Source organism: Ornithinimicrobium sp., assembly GCF_035267225.1.
GTDB lineage: Bacteria > Actinomycetota > Actinomycetes > Actinomycetales > Dermatophilaceae > Ornithinicoccus.
Window position 1 is genome coordinate 1 of record NZ_DATFMA010000049.1, and the last position, 21,554, is coordinate 21,554.

A 21,554-nucleotide genomic window follows, 5' to 3' on the forward strand; every position below is an offset into this window, starting at 1 on the left:
ATCGCCGAGGACGAGTTCTGGTTCAGCATCTCCGACAGCGACCTGCTGCTGTGGCTGCAGGGTGTGAACGTCGGCATGCGCTTCGACGTCACCATCAAGGAGATCGACGTCTCCCCGGTGCAGGTGCAGGGCCCGAAGTCCGAGGCCCTCATGAACGACCTGTTCGGCCCGGCGGTCTCGGAGATCCCCACCTACGGTCTTCTTGCCTCCACCATCGACGGCTGCGACGTCATCATCTCCCAGACCGGGTTCACCGGTGAGAAGGGCTACGAGATCTACCTCTACGACGCGACGCTGCACGCGGAGAAGATGTGGAACGCGGTGCTCGAGGCGGGCAAGGCGCACAACCTGATGGTGGTCGCTCCGGCCCACCACCGTCGCATCGCCGCCGGCATCCTGTCGTGGGGCCAGGACCTGGACGTGGAGACCCTCCCGTTCCAGACCAACCTCGCCTACCAGGTCCCCAAGGCCAAGGAGGCCCACTACATCGGCAAGTACGCCTTGGAGGAGGCTCGGTCCCGGATCGAGGCCGGTGAGATTCCCTTCACCCACAAGATGGTCGGGATGAAGCTGGGCGGCCAGCCGATCACCGACTACGCCCCGGACCACTGGCTCATCTCGACCGGCGAGGACGCGGAGCCGACCGGCTACGTCACCTCTCCGTGGTTCTCCCCCGAGCTGGACACCAACATCGCGATGGGTTTCGTGCCGGTCGACTCGACCGAGATCGGCACCGAGCTGTGGGTGCACCTGCCCGACGTGTACGCCGACACCCCCGGCGTGCCCGTCCGCGCTGAGGTCGTCGAGGTGCCGTTCCGGCCTTCGGTGAACCCCAACCAGCGCGAGATCCTGAAGAGCAAGGGTCTCGAGGCGGCTATCTAGTCGCAAGAGCACACACAGACCAGGGGCGGGGTGCACACGGGCATCCCGCCCCTTGTCGCGCCTGCTGCGCCGCCGCCGATCACGGTGTCGGACTGATTCGTTGCCTGGCACGGGGTCAGTGCCGGCAGGAGTAGTGTCGAGCCATGCAGACCGACAGCTCGCCCGACGCCACCCCTGAACCGGGCCACGGCGAATCCGTCGCCGACCCCGAGACCCCGGGGCACGGACCAGGACCCGACCCCAGCGGGCCGGAGTCCGAGGGTCAGCCGCAGCGTGGGCCGGGGCCTGACTCCGACTCCGACTCCGACTCCGAGCCGGAGCGCGGCCCTGGCCCCAACCCCGCTCACTCCCCCGACTCCGAAGCCGAGCCCAGCCCAGGGCCTCCCAGCGCCTGAGCGCAAAGCTCTCGGCTCCCGGGACTTCAGCGTGTGGCGGGGCCGCGAGGCCTGCAGATTCCTGAGATGACGGGTGGAGCACGGCCGCACCATCTGGGGGAGCGTCGGTGGCGCGGTCCATGATGGGGTCATGGACCAGGCAGAGGCGATCAGGTTGGGGCGGCATCTGCTGCATGAGCACGGGCTGGACGACTGGACGATCGTGCTGGACCACGCGCGGGCCCGGTTCGGCGTGTGTCGCCCCCATCGTCGCCAGATCGGGCTCAGCCGGCACCTGACCGCGATCGGCGACGTCGAGGAGGTCCGCAACACCATGCTGCACGAGATCGCACACGCGCTCGTCGGTGCCGAACACGGCCACGACGAGGTGTGGCGGGCGCGGGCGGTGGCCATCGGCTGCGACGGTCGCCGCACGGACGACGTCCCCGAGGGGGCGCAGGGCCCGTGGCTGGGGCGGTGCCCCGCCGGTCATACCGTGCGCCGACACCGACGGCCGAGGCGTGTCGGGGCGTGTCGACTGTGTTCGGCCGGCTCGTTCGACCCGGCGACGATCTACACCTGGACCCACCACGGGCGAGCCGCTCCGATGCTGCCTGCCTACGAGGCGGAGCTGGCCCGGATCCGACAGCGCTATGGGCTGTCCGCCCCAGCGGTGGTGGCGAGATGACCCGACATCGCGCATTCCTTCGCGGCTGATGGGACGCACCGGCGCACCCGGCGAGGCCGCGCCGGAGAAGACCTGCGCCTCGTGTGGGCGTCAGATCCAGTGGCGCAAGAAGTGGGCGAGGGACTGGGAAGAGGTCCGCTACTGCTCCTCCGCCTGCCGTCGGCATGGGGTGGACGCCACCGACCTCCAGCTCGAGGCGACCATCCTGAGGCTGCTACGAGCGCGCGCGGCTGGAGCGACGATCTGCCCCTCGGACGCAGCCCGGGCGGTGGCGAGCGACTCGGCTGACGCGGCGCCGGGCTCAGGCAACACCGAGGCGTGGCGAGGCCTGATGGAGCCCGCGCGTATGGCCGCCCGCCGGCTGGTCGCCGCGCGAGCGGTGCAGATCACCCAGCGCGGCCAGGTAGTGGACCCGTCCACGGCCCGAGAAGCGATCCGCATCCGTCTGACCCGCTGACCGGTGGGCCCGCACCTACTCCTCCGGGGAGAGTCGGTAGCGCAGCACCGTGGTGACGTACGGCAGGTCCACCGACGACTCTTCGGGCAGGTCGGGCCACTCGGCCGCTACGGCGCGGGCCGTCGCCTCACGCAAGGCGTTCTGTTCGGCGCTCGTGGCCTCCAGGTAGTAGGAGCGAGTCGTCACGAGCTCGCGCAGATCACCGCGAAGCATGGGCTGGGACCAGTGGGTGGTGAGACGTTCGCCGGTGCTGAACGGCCCGCTCGGCGGACTCTGCCACGGGTCGCGCCGACGGTCGGGGCCGGTAGCGACCTGCTGGGCGAGGGGGATGCTGTGCATGGCCGCCTGGATCGGCGCCACCCACGCCACCCCGGTGTCGGGCATCGTCCACAGCATCGAGACGTACCCACCCGGCCGAAGGATGCGGCTGAGCTCGCGCGAGGCGGCGGCCGGGTCGACCCAATGCCAGGACTGGGCGAAGGTGACGACGTCGAAGCCGGCCTCGGGCAGGCCGGTCGCCTCCGCTCGCGCGTCCCGGACGCTCACGCCGGGCAGTCGCGTGGTGAGGCGGGTGCGCATAGCGACCGACGGCTCGACCGCGACGACGCGGTGGCCTCGCTCGACGAGCAGGACGGTCAGCTTGCCGGTCCCGGCGCCGATGTCGGCCACGTCCGCCGCCGCCATCGGTACGCCGAAGTCCACCGCCTCGGCCGGAGGTGCCGGGCGCAGCCGGTCGTAGCGGCCGGCGCCGCTGCCGAACGCACCGAGGAGTGGCGTGTCACTCATCGCACCGCGGCCAGTGGAGTCCGACTCAGGGCTCGGTAGGCCTGGCCGACGGCTCTTCGATGCTGGTGACGACGTCGACCTGGGGATACTGCGGGTCCCACATCTGCGCGTAGATGTCGTGGAGGGGGTCCTCCAGCTGCACGGTGGCCACGCCCTCGTCCACCGCCGCCTGCGCCACCCGCACCGCCACCGCGGCAGAGACGGCCCGCAGCTGGCTCATCGATGGGAGCACCGGGGCGCCGGCTCTGCCTGCTCTAGCCATGCTGGCCACCGCCTCCGAGGCGGCGGCGATCATCCCGTCGGTGACCCGCGAGGCCCGCACCGCCACCGTGCCCAGCCCGATGCCGGGGAAGAGCAGAGCGTTGTTGGCCTGCGCGATCTGGTGGGTCACCCCCCGGTAGGTCACCGGCGCGAAGGGCGAGCCGGTGGCGATCATCGCCCGCCCATCGGTCCAGCGAAGCAGGTCCTCCGGGACGGCCTCGGACAGGCTGGTCGGGTTGGACAGCGGCATGATGACCGGGCGGTCGCAGTGCGCGGCCATCTGCGTGACCAAGGCCTCGTCGAAGGCGTAGGGCTGGGCCGAGGTGCCGATGAGAATGGTCGGCTGCACGTTGCGCACCACGTCTGAAAGGTCGTAGCGACCGGGGCTCGTCAGCACCCAGTCGGTGAGCTCGTTCTCCTGTCGCGCGTAGGGCTCCTGGAAGGAGCGCATCCGTGAGCCGGTATGCAGCAACCCCCGGGATCCGAGGCCCCAGAACCGCTCGCGTGCCTCGTCGCGGGTCAGGCCCTCGTGCACCATGATGTCGCGCATGAGGTTGGCCACGCCGATCCCGGCGGTGCCGGTGCCGTAGATGACCACGCGCTGGTCGCGCAGCCGCTCGCCCTTGCCCTTGACGGCAGCCAGTGCGGCGGCGGCGACCACCGCGGCCGTGCCCTGGATGTCGTCGTTGAACGTGCAGTGCTCGTCGCGGTAGGTGTCCAGGATCCGGTGAGCGTTGTCGGCGCCGAAGTCCTCCCAGTGCAGCAGCGCGTGCGGGTAGTGCTTGCGCACCGACTGCACGAACCTGGCGACGAACGCGTCGTACTGGGAGCCGCGCACGCGGGGCCGGCGCACCCCGAGGTAGGCCGGGTCGTTGAGCAGGTCGTGGTTGTCGGTCCCCACGTCGAGCACGATCGGCACTCCGCGCAGGGGATGGACGCCGGCTGCGGTGGTGTAGACGGCGAGCTTGCCGATGGCGATGCGGATGCCGCCGACGCCCTGGTCTCCGATGCCGAGGATGCCCTCGGAGTCGGTCACCACGACGAGGTCGACGTCGTCAGGCCCTTGGCCGTGCGACTCGAGGGCTTCGTCGATGCCGTCCGGATCGTCGATCGACAGGTGGACGCCGCGAGCCCGGTCGAAGGTGGAGCTGAACTTCTGGATCGCCTCACCGACCGTGGGGGTGTAGATGATGGGCAGCGCCTCGTCCAGGTGCTCCGCGACCAAGCGGTAGAAGAGGATCTCGTTGAGGTCCTGCAGCTGGTTGAGGTAGACGTACTTACTGAGGTTGTCCGGCTGGGCCCGGAACTGCTTGTAGACGCGTTTCAGCTGCTCGTCGATGGTGTTGACCGCCGGGGGGAGCAGACCGGTGAGGCCCAGCGCGCTGCGCTGGGCGCGGGTGTAGCCGGGGCCGAAGTTCAGCATCGGACGTGCCAGGACCTGCCGACCCCGTACCGCGATCTGGACGGTCTCGAGGCCGTCGACGGTGCGGAACTGGTACTGGCGAGGCATGCGCCTCAACCTAGCGAAGATGGGGCCGGCGCACCGTCGCGCAACACCAGGTCGAGCGCACCTCGGCGTGGCATCGGGCCGAGCGGGTGAGTCTGGACGAGGTGCGACTGCGGCCGTACGCGGTTGAGTGCGGCTGCGTGCGGCTGCGTGCGGCTAGGATGATCGTGATCCGTGAGCTGCTGCTCGACGCGCCCGGTGGCGGCGAGCGTCGAGCAATCGCGGGCAGGCGGGCTGCAGGGGCCCGGCAAGATGAGCCGAGGGGGCTGTCGTGCGTGTGTTGCTCATCGAGGACGAGGACCATATTCGCGAGATCGCCCAGCTCAGCCTCGAGTCCGTTGCCGGATGGGAGACGCGGCAAGCCAGCGGTGGGCACGAGGGCTTGGCTCTGGCCGCGAGCGAGCACCCCGACGCCATCCTCCTGGACGTCATGATGCCCGACCTGGACGGGCCTGGCACCTTGGCCCGACTGCGCGCGGATCCTGCGACCGCCGACATACCGGTGGTCTTCCTGACCGCCAAGACCCGGACCTCGGAGCGGCAGGAACTGCAGGAGCTGGGAGCGGCTGGGGTGATCAAGAAGCCCTTCGACCCGATGAGCTTGGCTGCCCAGGTAGCGGAGATCCTCGGATGGACCCTGTGAATGCCGTCGGTAAGCGGGCGACCCTGCTGCTGGCGGCACTGCTCGTCACCATGATCTTCAGCGGTAGCTGGTTGACCTGGTACAGCAGCACCAGCGCCCAGCGGGACCAGCAGTGGAGCGAGGTGACCCAGGCCATGGAGGTCTCGGTGCTCGAGTCGCAACTAGCGATGGCGGGGTGGCTGGCCGGCGACGACGAGGTCGTCGTGGAGTCCGACGTGGTGGGAAGGCTGGAGGACGCGAGCCAGCAGTGCCAGGCGCTTCAGAACGGTGGACGGACGCTCGACACCGACGTGAGAGCCATGCCGGCCCTGGCCTCGGACGGTCAGTACGACGACCTGTGTGCGGAGATCGAGCAGTTTCAGACGCTGACCGAGAGCCGTCTGAGCGCGGGCGCGGACCAGCAGGAGGGGACCCCGGAGGACGAGATGTTCGACGAGGCCTTCGCGTCGATGATGGGTGACCTCAACGGCCTTTCTGCGACGGTCAACGAGGACCGGCGCGACAACGAGACTCTGACACAACGGGCCGGGTACGCCCTGGTGGCGGTCCTCGGTCTGTTGCTGGCCGGCATCGTCTTCGCGGGCCGTCGTTTCAGTGTGAAGATCGCCAGGCTCGCACGGCGCAACCAGGTGGTGCTGGACGCGGCCGGGGACGGGATCCTCGGAGTGGACTCTGCGGGTGTCGGGACCTTCGCGAACCCGGCGGCCGCCTCCCTCACCGGACGCGACATGGCCGACCTGACCCGGCTTGACGTGCATTCGCTGTTGCATGACGGCGCCGGGGACGAGGCCGACCACGGCGCAGCGGACTGCCCGATCGTGCTGGCCTTCCAGGGCACCGGTGAAGGCGCCACCAAGGAGGACGTGTTCTACCGGGCCGATGGGACCAGCTACCCGGCCGAGTACACCGCCTCACCGGTCCGGGACGACGCGAACACGGCCGGCGTCATCGTCTTCCGCGACATTTCCGACCGGCGAGCTGTGGACGCGTTGAAGGACGAGTTCGTCTCCATGGTGAGTCACGAGCTTCGCACACCTCTGACGTCCATACACGGTTCGCTGGGGTTGCTCAGCGGTGGCGCGCTGGGTGAGATGCCGCCTTCGGCGCAGCGCATGCTGGACATCGCGACGACCAACACCGACCGGTTGGTCCGTCTGATCAACGACATCCTGGACATCGAGCGGATGGAGTCCGGCGCGGTCCGGATGGAGCGCGAGGTGGTCGCCGCTGCGGCCCTGGTGGAGCAGGCGGTCAGCTCGATGAGGGCGATGGCCGCAAAGGCGGGCGTCGAGCTGGTGGTGGACGTGGAGCCGCTGACGATCTGGGCGGACGGGGATCGGATCACCCAGGTGCTGGTCAACCTGCTGAGCAACGCGATCAAGTTCTCCCCCGAGGGCGCGGCCGTGACCGCGACGCTGAGACTGGACGGCGAGGACGCCCTGTTCACCGTGGGTGACGAAGGTCGTGGCATCCCGGCGGAGAAGCGGGAGACGATCTTCGGACGCTTCCAGCAGGTGGACGCCTCGGACTCCCGCGACAAGGGTGGCACCGGCCTGGGGCTCGCGATCAGCGAGAGCATCATCACGCAGCACGACGGGCGGATCTGGGTGGAGAGTGGGGAGGGCCAGGGCAGTGTCTTCCTGGTGCGTATCCCCGGCATGCACCGCCACGAGGAGACCGAGGACACGCCCAGGCGCGTCCGGCGCGACCTCCCGTCGCGAGGGGGCGGGAAGGACTCGTGCCCGACGGTGCTCGTGGTCGACGACGACCCTTCGGTGCTCGAGGTCGTCTGCACCATCCTGGAGAGCCGGGACTACCGGGCGGTCCCCGCGTCCTCGGGGGAGGAGGCGCTGGCTCGTGCCCTGGCCGAGCCCCCGGACGCCGTGGTCCTGGACCTCATCATGCCAGGCACCGACGGCTGGCAGGTGCTCGGCAGGCTACGGGCGGAGCCGACCACCGCGGACGTGCCCGTGGTCATCCTCAGCATCCTGTCCGAGCGCGAGGACTCGCCCGAGCCCTCCACCTACGAGGGGTGGGTGCCCAAACCGTTCGACACCGAGTCGCTGGCCTCGGTGCTGGAGCGGGCCATCGCCCATGGCTCCGGCCAGCTGCGCGCTCTGGTCGTCGAAGACGACGCGGACCTCGCCGACGTCCTGATCACGACCTTCCAGGGGCACGGTGTCGACTCGCGTCACGTGGACACCGCCGCCGCCGCCCGCTCCCTGGTGCCGGAGATGCAGCCCGACCTCATCGTGCTGGACCTGAAGCTGCCGGACGGCGACGGAGTGGAGCTGCTGCACAGCCTGCGCGCTCAGGGCCACCTGGGGGGCGTGCCGGTTGTGGTCTACACCGGGTACGACATCGCCCCGGCGGACCGTAGTCAGCTCCGCGAGGACGGCGCCATCATCTTCACCAAGACACGAGTCAGCCCCGACGAGTTCGAGCAGCGCGTGCTGCAGCTCGTCGGGGCACTCGTGCTTCCCCGGGTGCCATGAGCGAGCACACGGACCCATCGGCCACCGGGCCCGCGGTGCAGCGTATCTACGAGCGCTACCGCGGTGTCTTCGACCAGCAGTACGCCGACATCGAGGCCGCGGTGATGGCGGCCTCGGCGGCCGACCTGGACGCCGAGGGCGCGGAAGGCGCCCGACGGCAGGCGCACAAGCTTGCGGGGGCCGGAGGTACCTTCGGCCTGCCCCGGGTGACGGAAGCCGCACGGGAGATGGAGGAGCTCTTCTCCCGGATGCACGTCGGTGAGCGGGTCGAGCCGGAGCGCCTGCGCACGCTCGGCGCAGAGCTCCGTTCGGCTTTGGACGAGGGACCGCAGGCTGTCGCGCCTGCACCCGCCACCGCTGACAGCGGCGTCGACGGGCCGGTGCTGCTGTTGGTCAGTGACGACAACGGTTTCATCGGTCAGGTTCGCCGAGAGGCGGCCGAGCGTGGGCTGCGAGTCGAGGCGCGAGCGACGCAGGACGACCTCGACCTCGAACCCGTGCCGGATGTCGCGCTGGTCGCTGCCGACGGAGACCCGGAGGGTCTGCAGCGGGTGATGAGCTCGCTGACCACCGGGCCGACGGTGGTGCCGACGATCGTGCTGACTCCGCCGGACGGGCAGGTCGACCGGGTCGAGGTCGCGCGGTGGGGTGGCAGAGGCTTCCTCAACCTTCCGGTGGAGGCCCGTCGAGCGCTGGACGCCGCTCAGGAGCTGTTGGAGGCGCAACGTCTGGAGGGGATCCGCATCCTGGCGGTGGACGACGACCCCGCGGTGCTGGAGGTGGTCTCGAGCCTGCTGAACGCGGAGGGGGTCAGCGTGACCACCCTGTCGGACCCCACCCGGTTCTGGGAGGTGCTGCAGCAGGTGGCCCCCGACCAGCTCATCCTCGACGTGGACATGCCCGAGGTCAGTGGCGTCGCCCTGTGCCGGGCCGTCCGCAGCGACCCCCGGTGGAGCCAGACCTCCGTCCTCTTCCTGACCGCGGTGACCGACTCGAACATCGTCGAGGAGGTGTTCGCGGCTGGGGCCGACGACTACGTCACCAAGCCGATCAATCACCGCGAGCTGGTGATGCGGATCTCCAACCGGCTGGAACGTTTCCGCCTCTACCGGCGGCTGGCCGAGACCGACCCGTTGACCGGTGCCGCCAACCGGCGCAAGGCGATGGAGACGCTGGACCGCCTGCGAGGTGCGGCCGACCGGTACGACGAGGCCTTGTCCCTCGCGGTGCTCGACCTCGACCACTTCAAGGCGGTGAACGACGAGCACGGCCACCTGGCCGGGGACGAGGTGCTGCGTTCCCTCGGGGCGCGCCTGCGCGCCGCGTTCCGCGGCCAGGACCTTGTCGCTCGGTGGGGTGGCGAGGAGTTCCTCGTGGCCATGTACGGGATGCGGTGCGCCGACGCGGTGCATCGCGTCGCCGAGGTGCTGGAGGCCCAGCGGGCTGTCGTCCACCGCGACGCCAGAGGTGCAGGCTTCCGCACGACGTTCAGTGCTGGGGTGGCCCAGTACCGGCGCGATGGCGACGAGATCCAGACGCTCTTCCGCGCTGCCGACGACGCGCTGTACGTCGCCAAGGAACGAGGCCGGGACCGGGTGCTGCCTGCGGGCTCCGATGACAGCCCAGGGGACGACGGTCTCCGCGACGTTGTCGTGGTGGAGGACGACCAGGCCCTGGCCTCGCTCCTGGCGGAGGCCATCCACACCCGCGGATGGACCACCGAGCGGATCAGCGATGGCGACCATGCGGCGGCGGCGCTCGCGGGCGACCCGCCCCGGCTACGCGCCCGGCTCGTGCTGCTCGGCTGGGACCTTCCCGGGCTGAACGGGCCCGAGGTGCTCGCCCGCCTCGCGGACGCGGGCATCCTGCGCGACACCCAGGTCATCATGCTGACCTCGCACGTGTCCGACCGGGACATCGGGCGCACGCACCGGCTCGGCGCCATCGACCACATCGCCAAGCCGGTCAGTGTGCCGGTACTGATGCAGCGCATGCGGTCCGCGTTGGACCGCTAGTGCTGGTCATCTCGCGCGGAGGCGGCCAGCCAGACCGGTACGTCCACCGGGTCCAGAGGGCGGGACCAGCGGTAACCCTGGGCCAGGGTGGCACCCATCTCGCGCAGCTGGGCCTCCTGTGCGGTCGTCTCGACACCCTCGACGATGGTCTCCAGCCCGAGGCTGTCGGCCAGGCTCAGCACCGCTCGCACGATCTGCGGGGAACGTGACCCCGGACGCTGCAGGTCGTGTACGAAAGACCGGTCCACCTTGATCGTCGTGACCGGCAGCTCTCGCAGGTAGGTCAAGGAAGAGAAGCCGGTCCCGAAGTCGTCGATGGCCACTCGCGTCCCCAGCGCCCGAAGCTCGCGGACACCGGCAGTGGTACGCACCGTGTCGGGCAGGAGGACGGACTCGGTGAGCTCGAGCAGCAACGCCTCGGGGTCGAGGCTCGAGGATGTCAGGGCCTCGCGCACCATGGCGCCGAAGCCTGGGTCCTGCATCTGCACCCCGGAGATGTTCACCGCGATCATGAGGTCGCTGCAGCCGGGCAGCTCGTCCCGCCACCGGCCCATCTGGCGCAGCGACTCCCGGAGGGCCCAGCGCCCCATGTCGATGATCGCGCCGGTCGCCTCGGCTGCCGGCACGAGATCGGCCGGCGGGATGACGCCGTGCACCGGATGGTTCCATCGCAGCAGGGCTTCGAACCCCAGCGGAAGCCCGGTCGGGAGCCAGACCACCGGCTGGTAGGCCAGAGCCAGCTCGCCGCGTTCCACCGCCCCATCAACGTCCGAGCGCAGGCCCGCAGGCGCCTCCCTTCCTTCTTTCTCCTCCTCAGCCGGCGAACTCAGGGTCACGGGTTCTCGCTCTCGGGGTGGTCATCTCGGCGGAAGAGCAGACCTGCTGTGCAGGTGCCTCGGCGGTGCCGCACCCATCGGACCTCGGCGACCTCCGGCCCGGGCAGCGCCTCCGGGATGGACACCTGCACCAGCTGCCCGCTCTGCAGAGCGAGGTCGGTGCGAAGGCGGCATCCGTTGAAGCTCATGTCCTCGACCCGGGCATCCACCGGTTCAGCCTCGGCCGGTCGCAGCGTCAGCGGTGAACGGCCCGAGGAGTCCGGCGTGCCGGTCGGCCCCTCCCGTGACGGGGTCGGCTGTAGCACGGCCAACGTCGCGGCAGGAGTGTGGAGCTGACGCGCCTGTTGCCGGGCATGCGAGGAGGCGGGGGTCATCGTCCCCGAGACAGTACGGCCCGCGGCCATGACCACGTACGCGGCGAGCTCCCGGTCGTCGCGCACCCACCAGGGCGAGCTCGTGATGATGCTCACCAGGGCCACCGTCTGTGCGCCGGGGATCGGGTCGAAGCGGAAGCTGACCTGCAGACCGTCGTCGCGGGTGACGACCCACCGGACCTCTCCGGGTAACCGACCCACGTCCGGCAGGAGCACGGCGCTCGGCGTGTACCCGTGTCGGACAAAGTCCTTCGCTGCGATGTCACGGGTCCAGGGTATGTCGACACGCGCGCCACCGACGCTCAGATCGACCACGCGGGCCTCCAGGAGCCCGGCGCCGGGGACCTCGACCTGCGCCGGCAGGTCTACCCGGGTGCGTTCGGAAGCGCGCAGTCGGGGTCGTTCGATGCAGGTCAGCACGGCCATGACCAACCCCAGCAGGTTGTAGAGCGCCCAGAACGCACTGATCAGTGCGATGTCGCTCGCCACGCGGCCGAGCCCGAAGGTGTTCACCAGCGCGAGAACCGTGATGAGCACGAGCACCATGTGCGGCGCTGCCACTCTCCACTGGAACTCACGGTCACTGCTCAGGCGTCCCTTGGGGGTGACGGCGAAGGACGTCACCTTCACGCCCAGCGTCTCGGCCAGCGCCGAGACGGCAAGGGTGGGGGTCATGACGAGGTCGTAGATGTGACTCCACAGCGCGCTGCGTTTGCGGTCGGCCACGATGCGGAAGCTGAGCATGGAGGCGATGAACGCTGGAAACCAGAACACGGCCAGCGACTCGAGGTCGGTGTCCAGGGCAGGGATGCCGAACATCAGGAACATCAGCGGTACGAGCACGTAGACCAGCTTGAAGACCCCGAAGTACCAGTACACGACGCCGTCCAGGTAGAGCCAGCGCTGGATCGGTGTCAGACCGGGCAGGGTCAGGGGGTTCCACTTCTTGGCGGCCTGGATGTTGCCCCGAGCCCAGCGGTCCCGCTGGGTCAGCATGTCTCCCAGCCGTTCCGGAGACAGTCCGGCCGCGATGACGTCGGGGACGAACACCGACTTCCTTCCGCTTGCCTGGAGAAGCTGGCCGGTGGCCATGTCCTCGGTGATGACGCCGGTGGCGAAGCCGCCGATCTCCTCCAGAGCGGTCCGGCGGAAGATGGTGTTGCTCCCCACGTAGGTGACCGCGTTGAAGCGCGCCTTGCCCGCTTGCAGGGTGCGCATGAAGAAGTCCTGCTCATTGGGCAGGGAGTGCCCGGAGAACAGGTTGAACTGGAACGGGTCCTCGTTGTAGAAGGCCTGTGGTGCCTGGGCGAAGGCGAGGTCCTCGTCGACGAAGAAGCCGATCGACGCCTCGAGGAAGCTCGTCCGCGGGATCATGTCTGCGTCCTGGGTGACGATGATGTCGCCGTCGCTCACCGTCAGCGCATGGTTCAGGTTGCCGGCTTTGGCGTGCGAGTGCTCCTCCCGCTGTACATGCACGGCGCCGAGCTCCTCGGCCATCTCCCGCACCTCGTCGCGGCTTCCGTCGTCGCAGACGTAGACGGTCACCCGGCCCGGGTACCGCATCCCCATGGCCCCCGCGATGGTCGGTCGCAGCATGGCGGGCGACTCGTTGTAGGTGGCGATGAACACGTCTACGGAGGGGAGGCGGGAGAAGCTGCTGAGCGGCGGTGCCGGGCTGGCGACCGGTTTCCACACCACGACGGCGAACGCCAGCAGCTGGACGAACCCGATGATCTCCACCGTCACCAGGACGATGCCGACGACCAGCGCGAGCCCCGAGTCGGTGGGCAGCGTGAACAGCACCCGCCAGACGAGGTACGTCGCCGCGGCCAGGATCGAGAGGGCGATGGCTGTGCGTCGACCGAACGTCGGCCGCACTCGCTGCAGCGCCCACAAGGTCACCATGACCCCCACCACGAGGACTGGGTAGACCAGGACCCACGGCCACCATGCGATATCGCTCATCGTTCCCCCTGTCACCCGCCCGGGCCCCAGGCCCCGAGACCCCCCGGCGCCCCCAGGCATGCCGTGTCTCGACTTTAGGGGCGCAGAAGGCCGAATGCGAGCACTTCGTGCGCGAGGACGGCCCGGTCCTCGCGCCTGCCCGCACCTGCAGGTGGAGGGTCAGTCGACGGCGCGCCGCAGGAACCCACGCATCCCGAAGAGGAGGAAACCGGCGGTCGAGACCCCGACGCCGAGCGCGATCCACCCGGGCCCGAGGTGAGGAGCCGACGTCAGTGCACCGCGCATGCCCTCGGAGACATAGGTCAGGGGGTTCAGCAGGGTGATGAGCTGGAACCAGCGCAGGCTGTCCAGCGACTGCCAGGGGTAGAACGTGGCGCCAGTGAAGATGAGCGGGGTGAGCGCGACGGCGAACACCACGTTGATCTGGTTGGGCGGGACGAGGGTGCCGAGCACGAGGCCGATCGCTCCACCGGCGAAGCCGCCGACCAGCAGCAGGAGCAGGAAGACCGGCCAGCTGGCCGCGGCCAGGTCTAGGCCACCGGGCAGGATCAGTGCGCCGAGGGGCAGGATCAGCGCGGCGGCCACGATGGCGCGCCCGGTGGCGAACACGACCTTCTCCAGCCCCACCGCCCACGGAGGCAGCGGGGCGAGCAGGCGGTCCTCGATCTCCTTGGTGAAGGAGAACTCGATGACCAAGGGGAGCGCGACGTTCTGCAGGCCGGTCAGCACCAGGGTCAGGGCGATGATCCCCGGCAGCAGCTGGTCGCCGTAGTCGGGCCCCGCCGCGCCGATCTCTGGCAGCACCCGGCCGAAGACGAACAGGAAGGCGAGGGGTTGCAGCAGTGCCTGGGCCAGGAAGCCGGCGAGGTCGTGGCGCAGCGTGTTCCAGGCGTCGCGTTGCAGCAGGCCGAGGAAAGCTCGGCGGGCAGTGGCGCGCTGGGCGATGCCCGTGCTCATCGCAGCTCCCGGCCGGTCAGGTGGACGAAGACGTCCTCCAGGCTGCCCTCCAGGCGGTGCACGTCGAGCACCTCGGCGCCGTGCCGCTCGGCGGCAGCGATGACGTCGCCGAGCTCGACGTCGGCGAAACAGCGCACGCGCCACTGTCCGTCCTCGATGGCCGCGGACTCAGCCGCGCCGAGGGACCCGAAGGCTTCGACGGGGTCGGCCTCGGCGCGCAGCACCACCTCGACGCCGTGGCCACCGGGCAGCAGGCTGCGCAGCCCGTCGGGGGTGTCGAGCGCGATGCGCTCCCCGTGGTCGACGATGGCGATCCGGTCGCAGAGGCGGTCGGCCTCGGCCATGTCGTGGGTGGTCAGCAGGATGGTCGTGCCGGCCGCGCGCAGCTCGGCCACCCGGTCCCAAAGGAAGAGGCGCGACTGCGGGTCCAGGCCCGTCGTCGGCTCGTCGAGGAACAGGACGACCGGCTGGTGCATCAGGGCCCGGGCGATCATCAGCCGCTGGGCCATGCCGCCGGAGTAGTTGTCGACCCGGTCGTCGGCACGGTCGGCCAGCCCGAACTGCTCCAACAGCTCGTCCGCGCGCCGGCGGCGGTCTGACCGGGTCACGCCGAAGTAGGCGCCGTGGAAGGTGAGGTTCTCCCGCGCGGTCAGGGCCCGGTCGAGGTTGGCCCGCTGCGGCATGACCGCGATCCGGCGCTTGACCCCCTGCGGATCGTGCGCGACGTCGATCCCGTCGACCGAGGCCGAGCCGCCGGTCGGCCGCACCCGCGTCGTGAGCACTCCGATCGTCGTGGTCTTGCCCGCGCCGTTGGGGCCGAGCAGGCCGAAGATCTCCCCAGCCCGGACGCTGAAGCTGACCCCCTTGAGCGCCTCCGGTCCCCGCGAGCCGTACCGCTTGCGCAGCTCGTGCACCTCGACGACCGTGCCACTGGCGCTCACCCTCGCCGCCTGCTGCCACGGCGGTGGGGCAGGCTCGATGCCCGGTGCTGCCTTCATGGCCTCGACGATAGAGGTCCCTCACGTGGAGCCCGACGCCGGTATGCGTAGAGGCCACCCATTGCGCGGCCCGCCCGGACCTGACCCGAGTGGCTCTTGCCCACCAGCATGGCGAAGTGCTGACCAGCGGCACGCACCACGAACCACGACAGTGCGCTGATCGACCTCGACGGCGCTTCTCCCAGGAGGTACCCCCACTCCGGGTGCGCCGGCCCGGCCTCAGGTCACAGTTCTCCCAAGTCAGGCCTGGCTTCGCCGCGTTGCCGGCTGCTCTCTGCGTTACTACTGCACGACACGGGAGGGGGACGGTTGTCCGCATCATCACGTCGCGCGCTGGGGCAGCTGGCAGGGACGTCGATGCGCCGTCGTCGCTTCGTCCAGTCCGGTCTGGTCACGGCGGCGGGAGCGCTGGTCTCGGCGATGGAAGGCGCGCAGGACGCCTTCGCCCGCGGCAAGGCGCTGACTGGGGCAGACGAGGAGGCGGAGCGCGCCGCCGAAACCGACAAAGCGGAGGAAGCCGCGCGGCGGGCTGCGGCCGAGGAGCAGCCGGAGGGCACCGAGAACCCGGATGCCGAGGGGAGCGCCGGGACAGCGCTCTACCGCATCGGTGACCGAGGCCAGCAGGTCCAGGCTCTGCAGCAGCAGCTGGCCGCCGGCGGCTACTGGCTCGGCACCACCGACGGAGGGTTCGGCCACCTCACCCAGCAAGCGGTGTTCGCGCTGCAGAAGGCCCACGGGCTCTCCCGTGACGGGGTGATCGGCCCGAATGTCCGTGCGGCCCTGGCCTCGGGCTCGCGCCCCAGCCCGGCGGACGGAGGAGACCACGTCGAGGTGCACCTGGCCAGCCAGATCATCCTCATCGTGCGCGGGGGGTCGACGACGACCGTGCTCAACACCTCGACGGCCAACGGCGAGCAGTACGTGTTCAAGGGCAGGACGTACACCGCGGTCACGCGCCCCGGCGACTTCTCGGTCTGGCTGCAGCACCCGTCGGGGTGGAAGGGCGGCGAGCTCGGGCAGATGTGGCGCCCGATGTTCTACTCCGGCAACTACGCCGTCCATGGGTCGCGGTCGATTCCGCCGGTGCCCGCATCGCACGGGTGCGCCCGGGTCTCCGTGGCCGCCATGGACATGATCTGGGCCGAGTCGGTGATGACGATGGGAAGCCGCGTCCTGGTCCTCTGAGGGCTGGCCCTGCTCACTCCGGCGGCAGATCGGCGAACGCGCCGTAGGAGGACTGGGCGCCTTCACGAGTCGCCGCGAGGGCACCGACCCGGGCCGCCAGCTTGCTGGCCTCGACCAGCGAGCTCCCGGTGGCCAGGGCGTGCGCGACGGCGCCCGTGAACGCGTCGCCGCAGCCCGTGGTGTCCACCGCGTCCACGGCGGGGGAGTCGATCGCCACCACCTGCTCGGGGGCCTCCGCCGTACCGTCCAGCACCACGGCCCCGTCGGCGCCGAGGGTGACCACGGTGCGCTCGACACCCAGATCCACCAGCCGCTCCAGGGCGGCCGACCAGTCGCCGTCCACCTCGGCGTCCAGCAGCAGCTCCGCCTCGCTCTGGTTCACCAGGAGAACGTCCGTGGCCTGCAGCAGCGAGTCGCTCACGCTCGTGTACGGGGAGAGGTTCAGGATGACCTGGGTCCCCGAACTGCGTGCCTGCTCGGCGACGGCTTCCACGGCTGCCAGCGGCACCTCCAGGCACAGGCACAGCACGGCCGCTCCCTCGAGGTCGGTCTGCCGCGCGGTCTCGGCCTGGTGGCCTCCGTTCGCTCCCGGGGAGACGATGATCGTGTTCTCTCCGGCGGCGTCGACCACGATCATCGCTGAGCCGGTGGCGTGCTCCTCGTCCTGGATGACGCCCGAGGTGTCGACCCCGGCGTCCCTCGCCTGTTGCAGCAGGAACGACCCGTGCGAGTCGTCACCGACCGCCCCCACCAGGCGCACCGAGGAGCCGAGCACCGCAGCCGCCGCGGCCTGGTTGGAGCTCTTGCCACCCGGGGCCGTGACCAGCTCGGACCCACCCAGGGTCTCGCCGGGCTCGGGGAAGCGCTCCACCCGCACGGTGAGGTCCGCGTTGAGCGAGCCGAAGACGACGATCTCACCCGTGCCGGCGTCCCCGCCGCTCACAGCTCGACCTCTCCGATGCGCTCCAGGCAGTCCACCATCAGGTCCCAGAATCGGCCGTGGTCCAGTGTCGTCGCCACGGAGGTGGTGCAGTCGGAGGGGGCCGGCGCACGGAAGTCCGCCACGGTCATCCCCGTGGTCAGGGCGCCGGAGAGCTCGATGTCCACGGGCGTGCGCCGGGTCGTCATCACCGAGGGGTCGATCACGTAGGCGACCGCGCAGGGGTCGTGCACCGGCGGTGAGTCGAAGCCCTGGGTGTCCTGGTACATCTCGCCGAAGAACTCCAGCAGCTCGACGGCGAACCGCGACGGCCCGGTGCCGAGCGACCTGATGCGCTCGACGACCTCCGGGGTGGCCAGAGCCTTGTGGGTCACGTCAAGCCCGACCATGACCACGTGCCACGGCGCGTTGAAGACGATATGGGCCGACTCCGGGTCGACCGCGATGTTGAACTCGGCGACCGGGCTCCAGTTGCCCTCGTGGTACCCCCCGCCCATCAGCACGACCTCCTTGACCCGCTCGGCCAGGGCCGGCTCCTTGCGCACCGCCATGGCGATGTTCGTGAGGGCACCGGTCGGCACCAGGGTCACGGTTCCCGGCTCGCGGCTCATGACGGCCTCGATGATGAGGTCGACCGCGTGCTGCGACTCCACCTGGTGCACCGGCTCCGGCAGCTCGGGCCCGTCCAGCCCGGACTCGCCGTGGACGTCGTCGGCGACCTGGGCCGCGCGCACGAGGGGGCGGTCACAGCCGGCGGCGATGGGGACGTCGGTGAACCCGGCGACCCGTGCCACGGACAGGGCATTGCGCGTGACCTTCTCCAGGGTCTGGTTCCCGGCCACGGTGGTCACGGCCAGCAGGTCGACGTCGGGGTGGCCGTAGGCCAGCAGCAGGGCGAAGACGTCGTCGTGTCCGGGATCGCAGTCGAGGATGAGGGCAGTGGACATAGGCGGTTCCGATCGTCGTTGACCAGCAGGGCTACCCGCCGCACTCTTTCATCGGTACCTCGGCAGGGCAACGCCGGAGGCTCGGCGGCTGGTGTCGCGCCCGCTGCGGACGACCGTCGCGGACCTCAGGTCGCTCGCCCGTGCCGGGAGTGACCTAGGAGTCGTTGTCGATGGTCTCGCTGTTGGCCCAGCGCTCGCCGGGGTCGCCGCCCCAGGCGTCCCACGCCACCCGCCCGGGTGAGGGGAACCCCTCGCCCGGCGAGGTGAAGCCCTCGGCCTGCTTGTCCGGGGCGTGTCGGGAGAAGTACTGCCGCATCCGTTCGATGACCTCATCGCTCACGGCGTCCCCGCGGGCCAGCTGCTGGGCGCGGGTACGGCCGGTGTCGCTGAACCCGCGGCCGGCCCTTCCCTCCTCGATCCAACCCAGGGCCCGCTGGGCCGCCTCCTGCACGTCTTTCGGTGGGGTGTGCGATGTCATCTCCGGCCTTCCGTCGTGCCCTGCTCGCGCGGCGGTCCGCCACGAGTCAGTCTTCAGCATGGCCGACGTCCCGTGCCTCGTGATGGCCGGGGGACAGGAGGGTCACAGCAGCAGCCGGTGCTCCCGCAGCATCTCGTACAGGGGGCGGCAGGACTCGGCGACCCAGGCGTGGTGCCCCTCGAGCCGCACCTCGCGCGGCGCGTACCGCCCGAAGCCGGTGGACGCCCGCACCGCCTGGTACCAATGACCGCCCCACACCCCGTCGGTGTCCCGCGGGCCCGAGGGCCAGCGCAGCATCTGCGGGGCGAAGTCGATGCCGAGCCAGGCGCACAGCCACCGCAGGTAGGACTCGGGGTCGCGCAGGAAGTCGGCGGCGTCGATGACCGGCACCTCGATGCCCGCGGCCTGCCACTCCTGCCACAGCCGGACCTGCTGGGGCACACCGATGTCCGCAGGCTCGCAGGACTGCCGCGACCGGGTGTAGGAAGCCACGACCTCACCGGGGTCCCGGAGCAACAGCACGTTGTGGAAGTCGAGGGTCCAGCTCACGTCGTCCGTGGGCAGCATGTGGTGACTCATGTGCTTGGCGTAGGCCACGGTTGCCCCTGAGTCGGGCAGAGCACGCAGCTGCCGCACGATGACCGAGGGATCGACCGGCTGGGAGGCGAGGGTCTCCTCCCGGCCGGGATGGTCCAGGCCTGTGCGATGCAGGTACGCGGCGTAGAACGGCTCGTCGACCACGACCGTGTCCGGGCGGTTCTCCCAGGAGCGCATCATCGCGGTGCTGATGTTGCGTGGGCCTGACCACATCCCCACCCGGGTGATGCCCTCGCCGTCAGGGCTCATGCCCGGTCCTGGCGCGCCATGTCGGCCGCCGCGTGATCGGCGTACAGGTCCTGCAGCCGGCGCACCATCGGGCCGCGGGTGCCGTCGCCGATGGTGCGCCCGTCGACCGAGGTCACCGGCACCACGCCCGCGAACGTGCCGGTGACGAAGGCCTCGCTCGCGCTGTAGACCTCGGTGAGGGAGAAGGTCGTCTCGCGGGCCGGGATGCCGGCTGTGGCGCATACGTCGAGCACGGCGCGGCGGGTGATGCCGTGCAGACAGTAGCGACCGTCGGATGTCCATACCGCCGGCCCACCGCCCTGGCCCCGGTCGGCCACGACGATGAAGAAGTGGGTGCTGTTGCACGTGGCCACGAAGCCGTCCGGGTCGAGCATCAGCGCCTCGTCCGCGCCGGCGTTCGCGGCCTGGATGCACGCGTGGATGTCGTTGAGCTTGCTGTGCGCGTTGATCCGCGGGTCGAGCGTGTCCGGATGGGCGCGGCGCACGTGGGTGGTGAACAGGGTGATACCCCGCTCCACGGTCTCCGGCAGGGCCGCCTTGTGCTCGGCGATGATGACCACGGTCGCCGGCCCGGCGCTCGCCCGCGGATCCTGGTACGGCGTCGACTTGGGCCCGCGCGTGACCATCAGGCGTACGTGGACCCCGTCGGTCATCTCGTTGGCCGCGAGGGTTTCGGCAATGGCCTGGCTCATCTGCGCCCGGGTCATGCCGATGTCGAGCATGATGGCGCGCGCGCCTTCCCACAGCCGGTCGAGATGCTGCTCCAGGAACAGGGGTCGGCCGTGGTGGACCCGCAGGCCTTCCCAGACGCCGTCGCCGAGGACGAACCCGGCGTCGAAGACGGAGACGACGGCCTGGGCCCGGGGGAGCAGCCGGCCGTTGACCCAGATCAGGATGTCGGCGTTGCGTGCGTCCTCGGAATGACTGTGTGTCCCGAGCGCCATGCGGTGACTCTAGCGACAGCCCGACGCGGCTCAGGTCCGGCGAACGCCCCAGGCGGAGCCGGGTGGGTCAGTGCACGACCATGACCGGCATCGTGGTCTGATGCAGCACCGAGCGTGCCGTCGAGCCCAGGAGGACGCTGGCCAGCGTCCCGTGTCCGCGCGAGCCCAGCACGAGGAGCGCCGCACCGGGTGCCGCCGTCATCACCGCGTCCTCCGGTCGTGCCTCCGGCACGGTCCCCTCCACCTGCAGGTCGGGGTGCTTCGCGCGGACCCGGTCGAGGGCCTCGACGTTGTGCCCGGTCGCCTTGGCCTCCCGTGCCTTCAAGCAGGCCTCGGTGCTGGTGTAGCCGAAGGGTGGCCGCTCCCAGGGGTCGGGCGGGGGTGGGGTCCAGGAGGTCGTCACCACCAACGGCGCCTTCCACTGCTCGGCCAGGTCGGCGGCGGCCGCGACCGCGCGGTCGGCGCCGACGGAGCCGTCAGCACCCACGACGACGGGGCGGGCCGGGTTCGGCAGGGGCGACTCGGCGTCTCGCACCACGATCACCGGGCACCGGGCGTGACCGCTCACGGCGTACGCGGTCGAGCCCAGGAGCGCGGCGCCGAAGCGTCCCCGACCGTGGCTGCCCACGACGATGAGGGAGGCGGTCGTGGACGCCTCGTCCAGAGCCACGGCGGCGCTGAGGAGGGAGCCGACGGCGTCGACCTTCAGCGACGGGTGCGCGGCGCGCACCTTCTTCGCGCCCTCTTCGGCGATCTGCGTGGCGAACTCGCTCTGCTGCTGCGAGCTGCGCAGGCCGTAGGACACGTCCTGGGCGTAGACGATCGCCTGAGCCGCGTACAGCACCGTGACGTCCCTGCCCGTGGCCTCGGCCAGCTGCCCGGCCCAGGTGAGCGCGACCGACGCGGAGTCAGAGGCGTCGTAGCCGACGACGACGGGACGCGAGCTGGTGGTAGTGGTGTCCATGGTTCTCCTCTG

At 70.4% G+C, this 21,554-nt stretch carries 20 protein-coding genes; 8 read left to right on the top strand and 12 right to left on the bottom strand.

Annotated features, from left to right (window positions below; translation table 11 throughout):
* The 4 genes from VJ976_RS03165 to VJ976_RS03180 all read left to right on the top strand — a co-directional run.
* Positions 1–882: glycine cleavage T C-terminal barrel domain-containing protein (locus VJ976_RS03165; RefSeq protein WP_324098655.1), on the top strand; the 882-nt coding region annotated here is incomplete at its 5' end.
* 143 nt (positions 883–1,025) lie between these two features.
* On the top strand, positions 1,026–1,277 hold the full coding sequence (locus VJ976_RS03170) for a hypothetical protein (RefSeq protein WP_324098656.1): 252 nt from the start codon (positions 1,026–1,028) through the stop codon (positions 1,275–1,277).
* 130 nt (positions 1,278–1,407) lie between these two features.
* Positions 1,408–1,944 (top strand): SprT-like domain-containing protein, encoded by a 537-nt coding sequence (locus VJ976_RS03175; RefSeq protein ID WP_324098657.1) that lies wholly within the window; start codon positions 1,408–1,410, stop codon positions 1,942–1,944.
* Between the two features lie 28 nt (positions 1,945–1,972).
* Positions 1,973–2,401 (top strand): DUF3253 domain-containing protein, encoded by a 429-nt coding sequence (locus VJ976_RS03180; protein ID WP_324098658.1) that lies wholly within the window; start codon positions 1,973–1,975, stop codon positions 2,399–2,401.
* Positions 2,402–2,416: 15 nt separating this feature from the next.
* Here VJ976_RS03180 and VJ976_RS03185 read toward each other — a convergent pair whose 3' ends face one another.
* Together VJ976_RS03185 and VJ976_RS03190 are read right to left on the bottom strand one after the other, a co-directional pair.
* Entirely contained in the window at positions 2,417–3,187 is a 771-nt protein-coding gene (locus tag VJ976_RS03185) for a class I SAM-dependent methyltransferase (RefSeq protein WP_324098659.1), read from the bottom strand.
* A gap of 25 nt (positions 3,188–3,212) precedes the next feature.
* Positions 3,213–4,958 (bottom strand): NAD-dependent malic enzyme, encoded by a 1,746-nt coding sequence (locus VJ976_RS03190; protein ID WP_324098660.1) that lies wholly within the window; start codon positions 4,956–4,958, stop codon positions 3,213–3,215.
* Positions 4,959–5,226: 268 nt separating this feature from the next.
* Between VJ976_RS03190 and VJ976_RS03195 the strand changes: the two genes are divergently transcribed.
* From VJ976_RS03195 to VJ976_RS03205, 3 genes are read left to right on the top strand one after another with little or no spacing between them, the layout of a single operon-like run.
* Positions 5,227–5,598, top strand: a complete 372-nt coding sequence (locus VJ976_RS03195) for a response regulator (protein ID WP_324098661.1) — start codon at positions 5,227–5,229, stop codon at positions 5,596–5,598.
* Positions 5,586–8,093 carry a response regulator gene (locus VJ976_RS03200; RefSeq protein WP_324098662.1) on the top strand — a complete coding sequence of 836 codons (2,508 nt, stop codon included), beginning with the start codon at positions 5,586–5,588 and terminating at the stop codon, positions 8,091–8,093. The genes VJ976_RS03195 and VJ976_RS03200 overlap by 13 nt, the downstream gene beginning before the upstream one ends.
* Positions 8,090–10,108 carry a response regulator gene (locus VJ976_RS03205; RefSeq protein WP_324098663.1) on the top strand — a complete coding sequence of 673 codons (2,019 nt, stop codon included), beginning with the start codon at positions 8,090–8,092 and terminating at the stop codon, positions 10,106–10,108. The genes VJ976_RS03200 and VJ976_RS03205 overlap by 4 nt, the downstream gene beginning before the upstream one ends.
* On the opposite strand, the gene VJ976_RS03210 is transcribed toward VJ976_RS03205, so the two are convergent.
* From VJ976_RS03210 to VJ976_RS03225, 4 genes are all read right to left on the bottom strand, one after another.
* A complete protein-coding gene (locus VJ976_RS03210; RefSeq protein ID WP_324098664.1) occupies positions 10,105–10,944 on the bottom strand; it encodes an EAL domain-containing protein in 840 nt (279 codons plus the stop codon). The genes VJ976_RS03205 and VJ976_RS03210 overlap by 4 nt on opposite strands.
* On the bottom strand, positions 10,941–13,283 hold the full coding sequence (locus tag VJ976_RS03215) for a glycosyltransferase (RefSeq protein WP_324098665.1): 2,343 nt from the start codon (positions 13,281–13,283) through the stop codon (positions 10,941–10,943). Before VJ976_RS03215 ends, VJ976_RS03210 begins: the two co-directional genes overlap by 4 nt.
* A gap of 159 nt (positions 13,284–13,442) precedes the next feature.
* Positions 13,443–14,240 (bottom strand): ABC transporter permease, encoded by a 798-nt coding sequence (locus VJ976_RS03220; protein WP_324098666.1) that lies wholly within the window; start codon positions 14,238–14,240, stop codon positions 13,443–13,445.
* Positions 14,237–15,238, bottom strand: a complete 1,002-nt coding sequence (locus VJ976_RS03225; RefSeq protein WP_324098667.1) for an ABC transporter ATP-binding protein — start codon at positions 15,236–15,238, stop codon at positions 14,237–14,239. The genes VJ976_RS03220 and VJ976_RS03225 overlap by 4 nt, the downstream gene beginning before the upstream one ends.
* Positions 15,239–15,595: 357 nt before the next feature.
* On the opposite strand from VJ976_RS03225, the gene VJ976_RS03230 reads away from it, so the two are divergent.
* A complete protein-coding gene (locus tag VJ976_RS03230) occupies positions 15,596–16,423 on the top strand; it encodes a L,D-transpeptidase family protein (RefSeq protein WP_324098668.1) in 828 nt (275 codons plus the stop codon).
* A 13-nt stretch (positions 16,424–16,436) separates the two neighbouring features.
* Here VJ976_RS03230 and VJ976_RS03235 read toward each other — a convergent pair whose 3' ends face one another.
* The 6 genes from VJ976_RS03235 to VJ976_RS03260 all read right to left on the bottom strand — a co-directional run bounded on the left by VJ976_RS03235 (position 16,437) and on the right by VJ976_RS03260 (position 21,542).
* Positions 16,437–17,366: a ribokinase gene (locus VJ976_RS03235; RefSeq protein ID WP_324098669.1), complete on the bottom strand. Its 930-nt coding sequence runs from the start codon at positions 17,364–17,366 to the stop codon at positions 16,437–16,439.
* Complete coding sequence (locus VJ976_RS03240) at positions 17,363–18,310, bottom strand: nucleoside hydrolase (RefSeq protein WP_324098670.1); 948 nt, start codon at positions 18,308–18,310, stop codon at positions 17,363–17,365. Before VJ976_RS03240 ends, VJ976_RS03235 begins: the two co-directional genes overlap by 4 nt.
* A 154-nt stretch (positions 18,311–18,464) precedes the next feature.
* A complete protein-coding gene (locus VJ976_RS03245) occupies positions 18,465–18,788 on the bottom strand; it encodes a hypothetical protein (protein WP_324098671.1) in 324 nt (107 codons plus the stop codon).
* 102 nt (positions 18,789–18,890) lie between these two features.
* Complete coding sequence (locus tag VJ976_RS03250) at positions 18,891–19,634, bottom strand: HAD family hydrolase (RefSeq protein WP_324098672.1); 744 nt, start codon at positions 19,632–19,634, stop codon at positions 18,891–18,893.
* Positions 19,631–20,578, bottom strand: a complete 948-nt coding sequence (locus VJ976_RS03255; RefSeq protein ID WP_324098673.1) for an aminotransferase class IV — start codon at positions 20,576–20,578, stop codon at positions 19,631–19,633. The genes VJ976_RS03250 and VJ976_RS03255 overlap by 4 nt, the downstream gene beginning before the upstream one ends.
* A 67-nt stretch (positions 20,579–20,645) precedes the next feature.
* Complete coding sequence (locus tag VJ976_RS03260) at positions 20,646–21,542, bottom strand: universal stress protein (RefSeq protein WP_324098674.1); 897 nt, start codon at positions 21,540–21,542, stop codon at positions 20,646–20,648.
* Between the last annotated feature and the right edge of the window lie 12 nt (positions 21,543–21,554).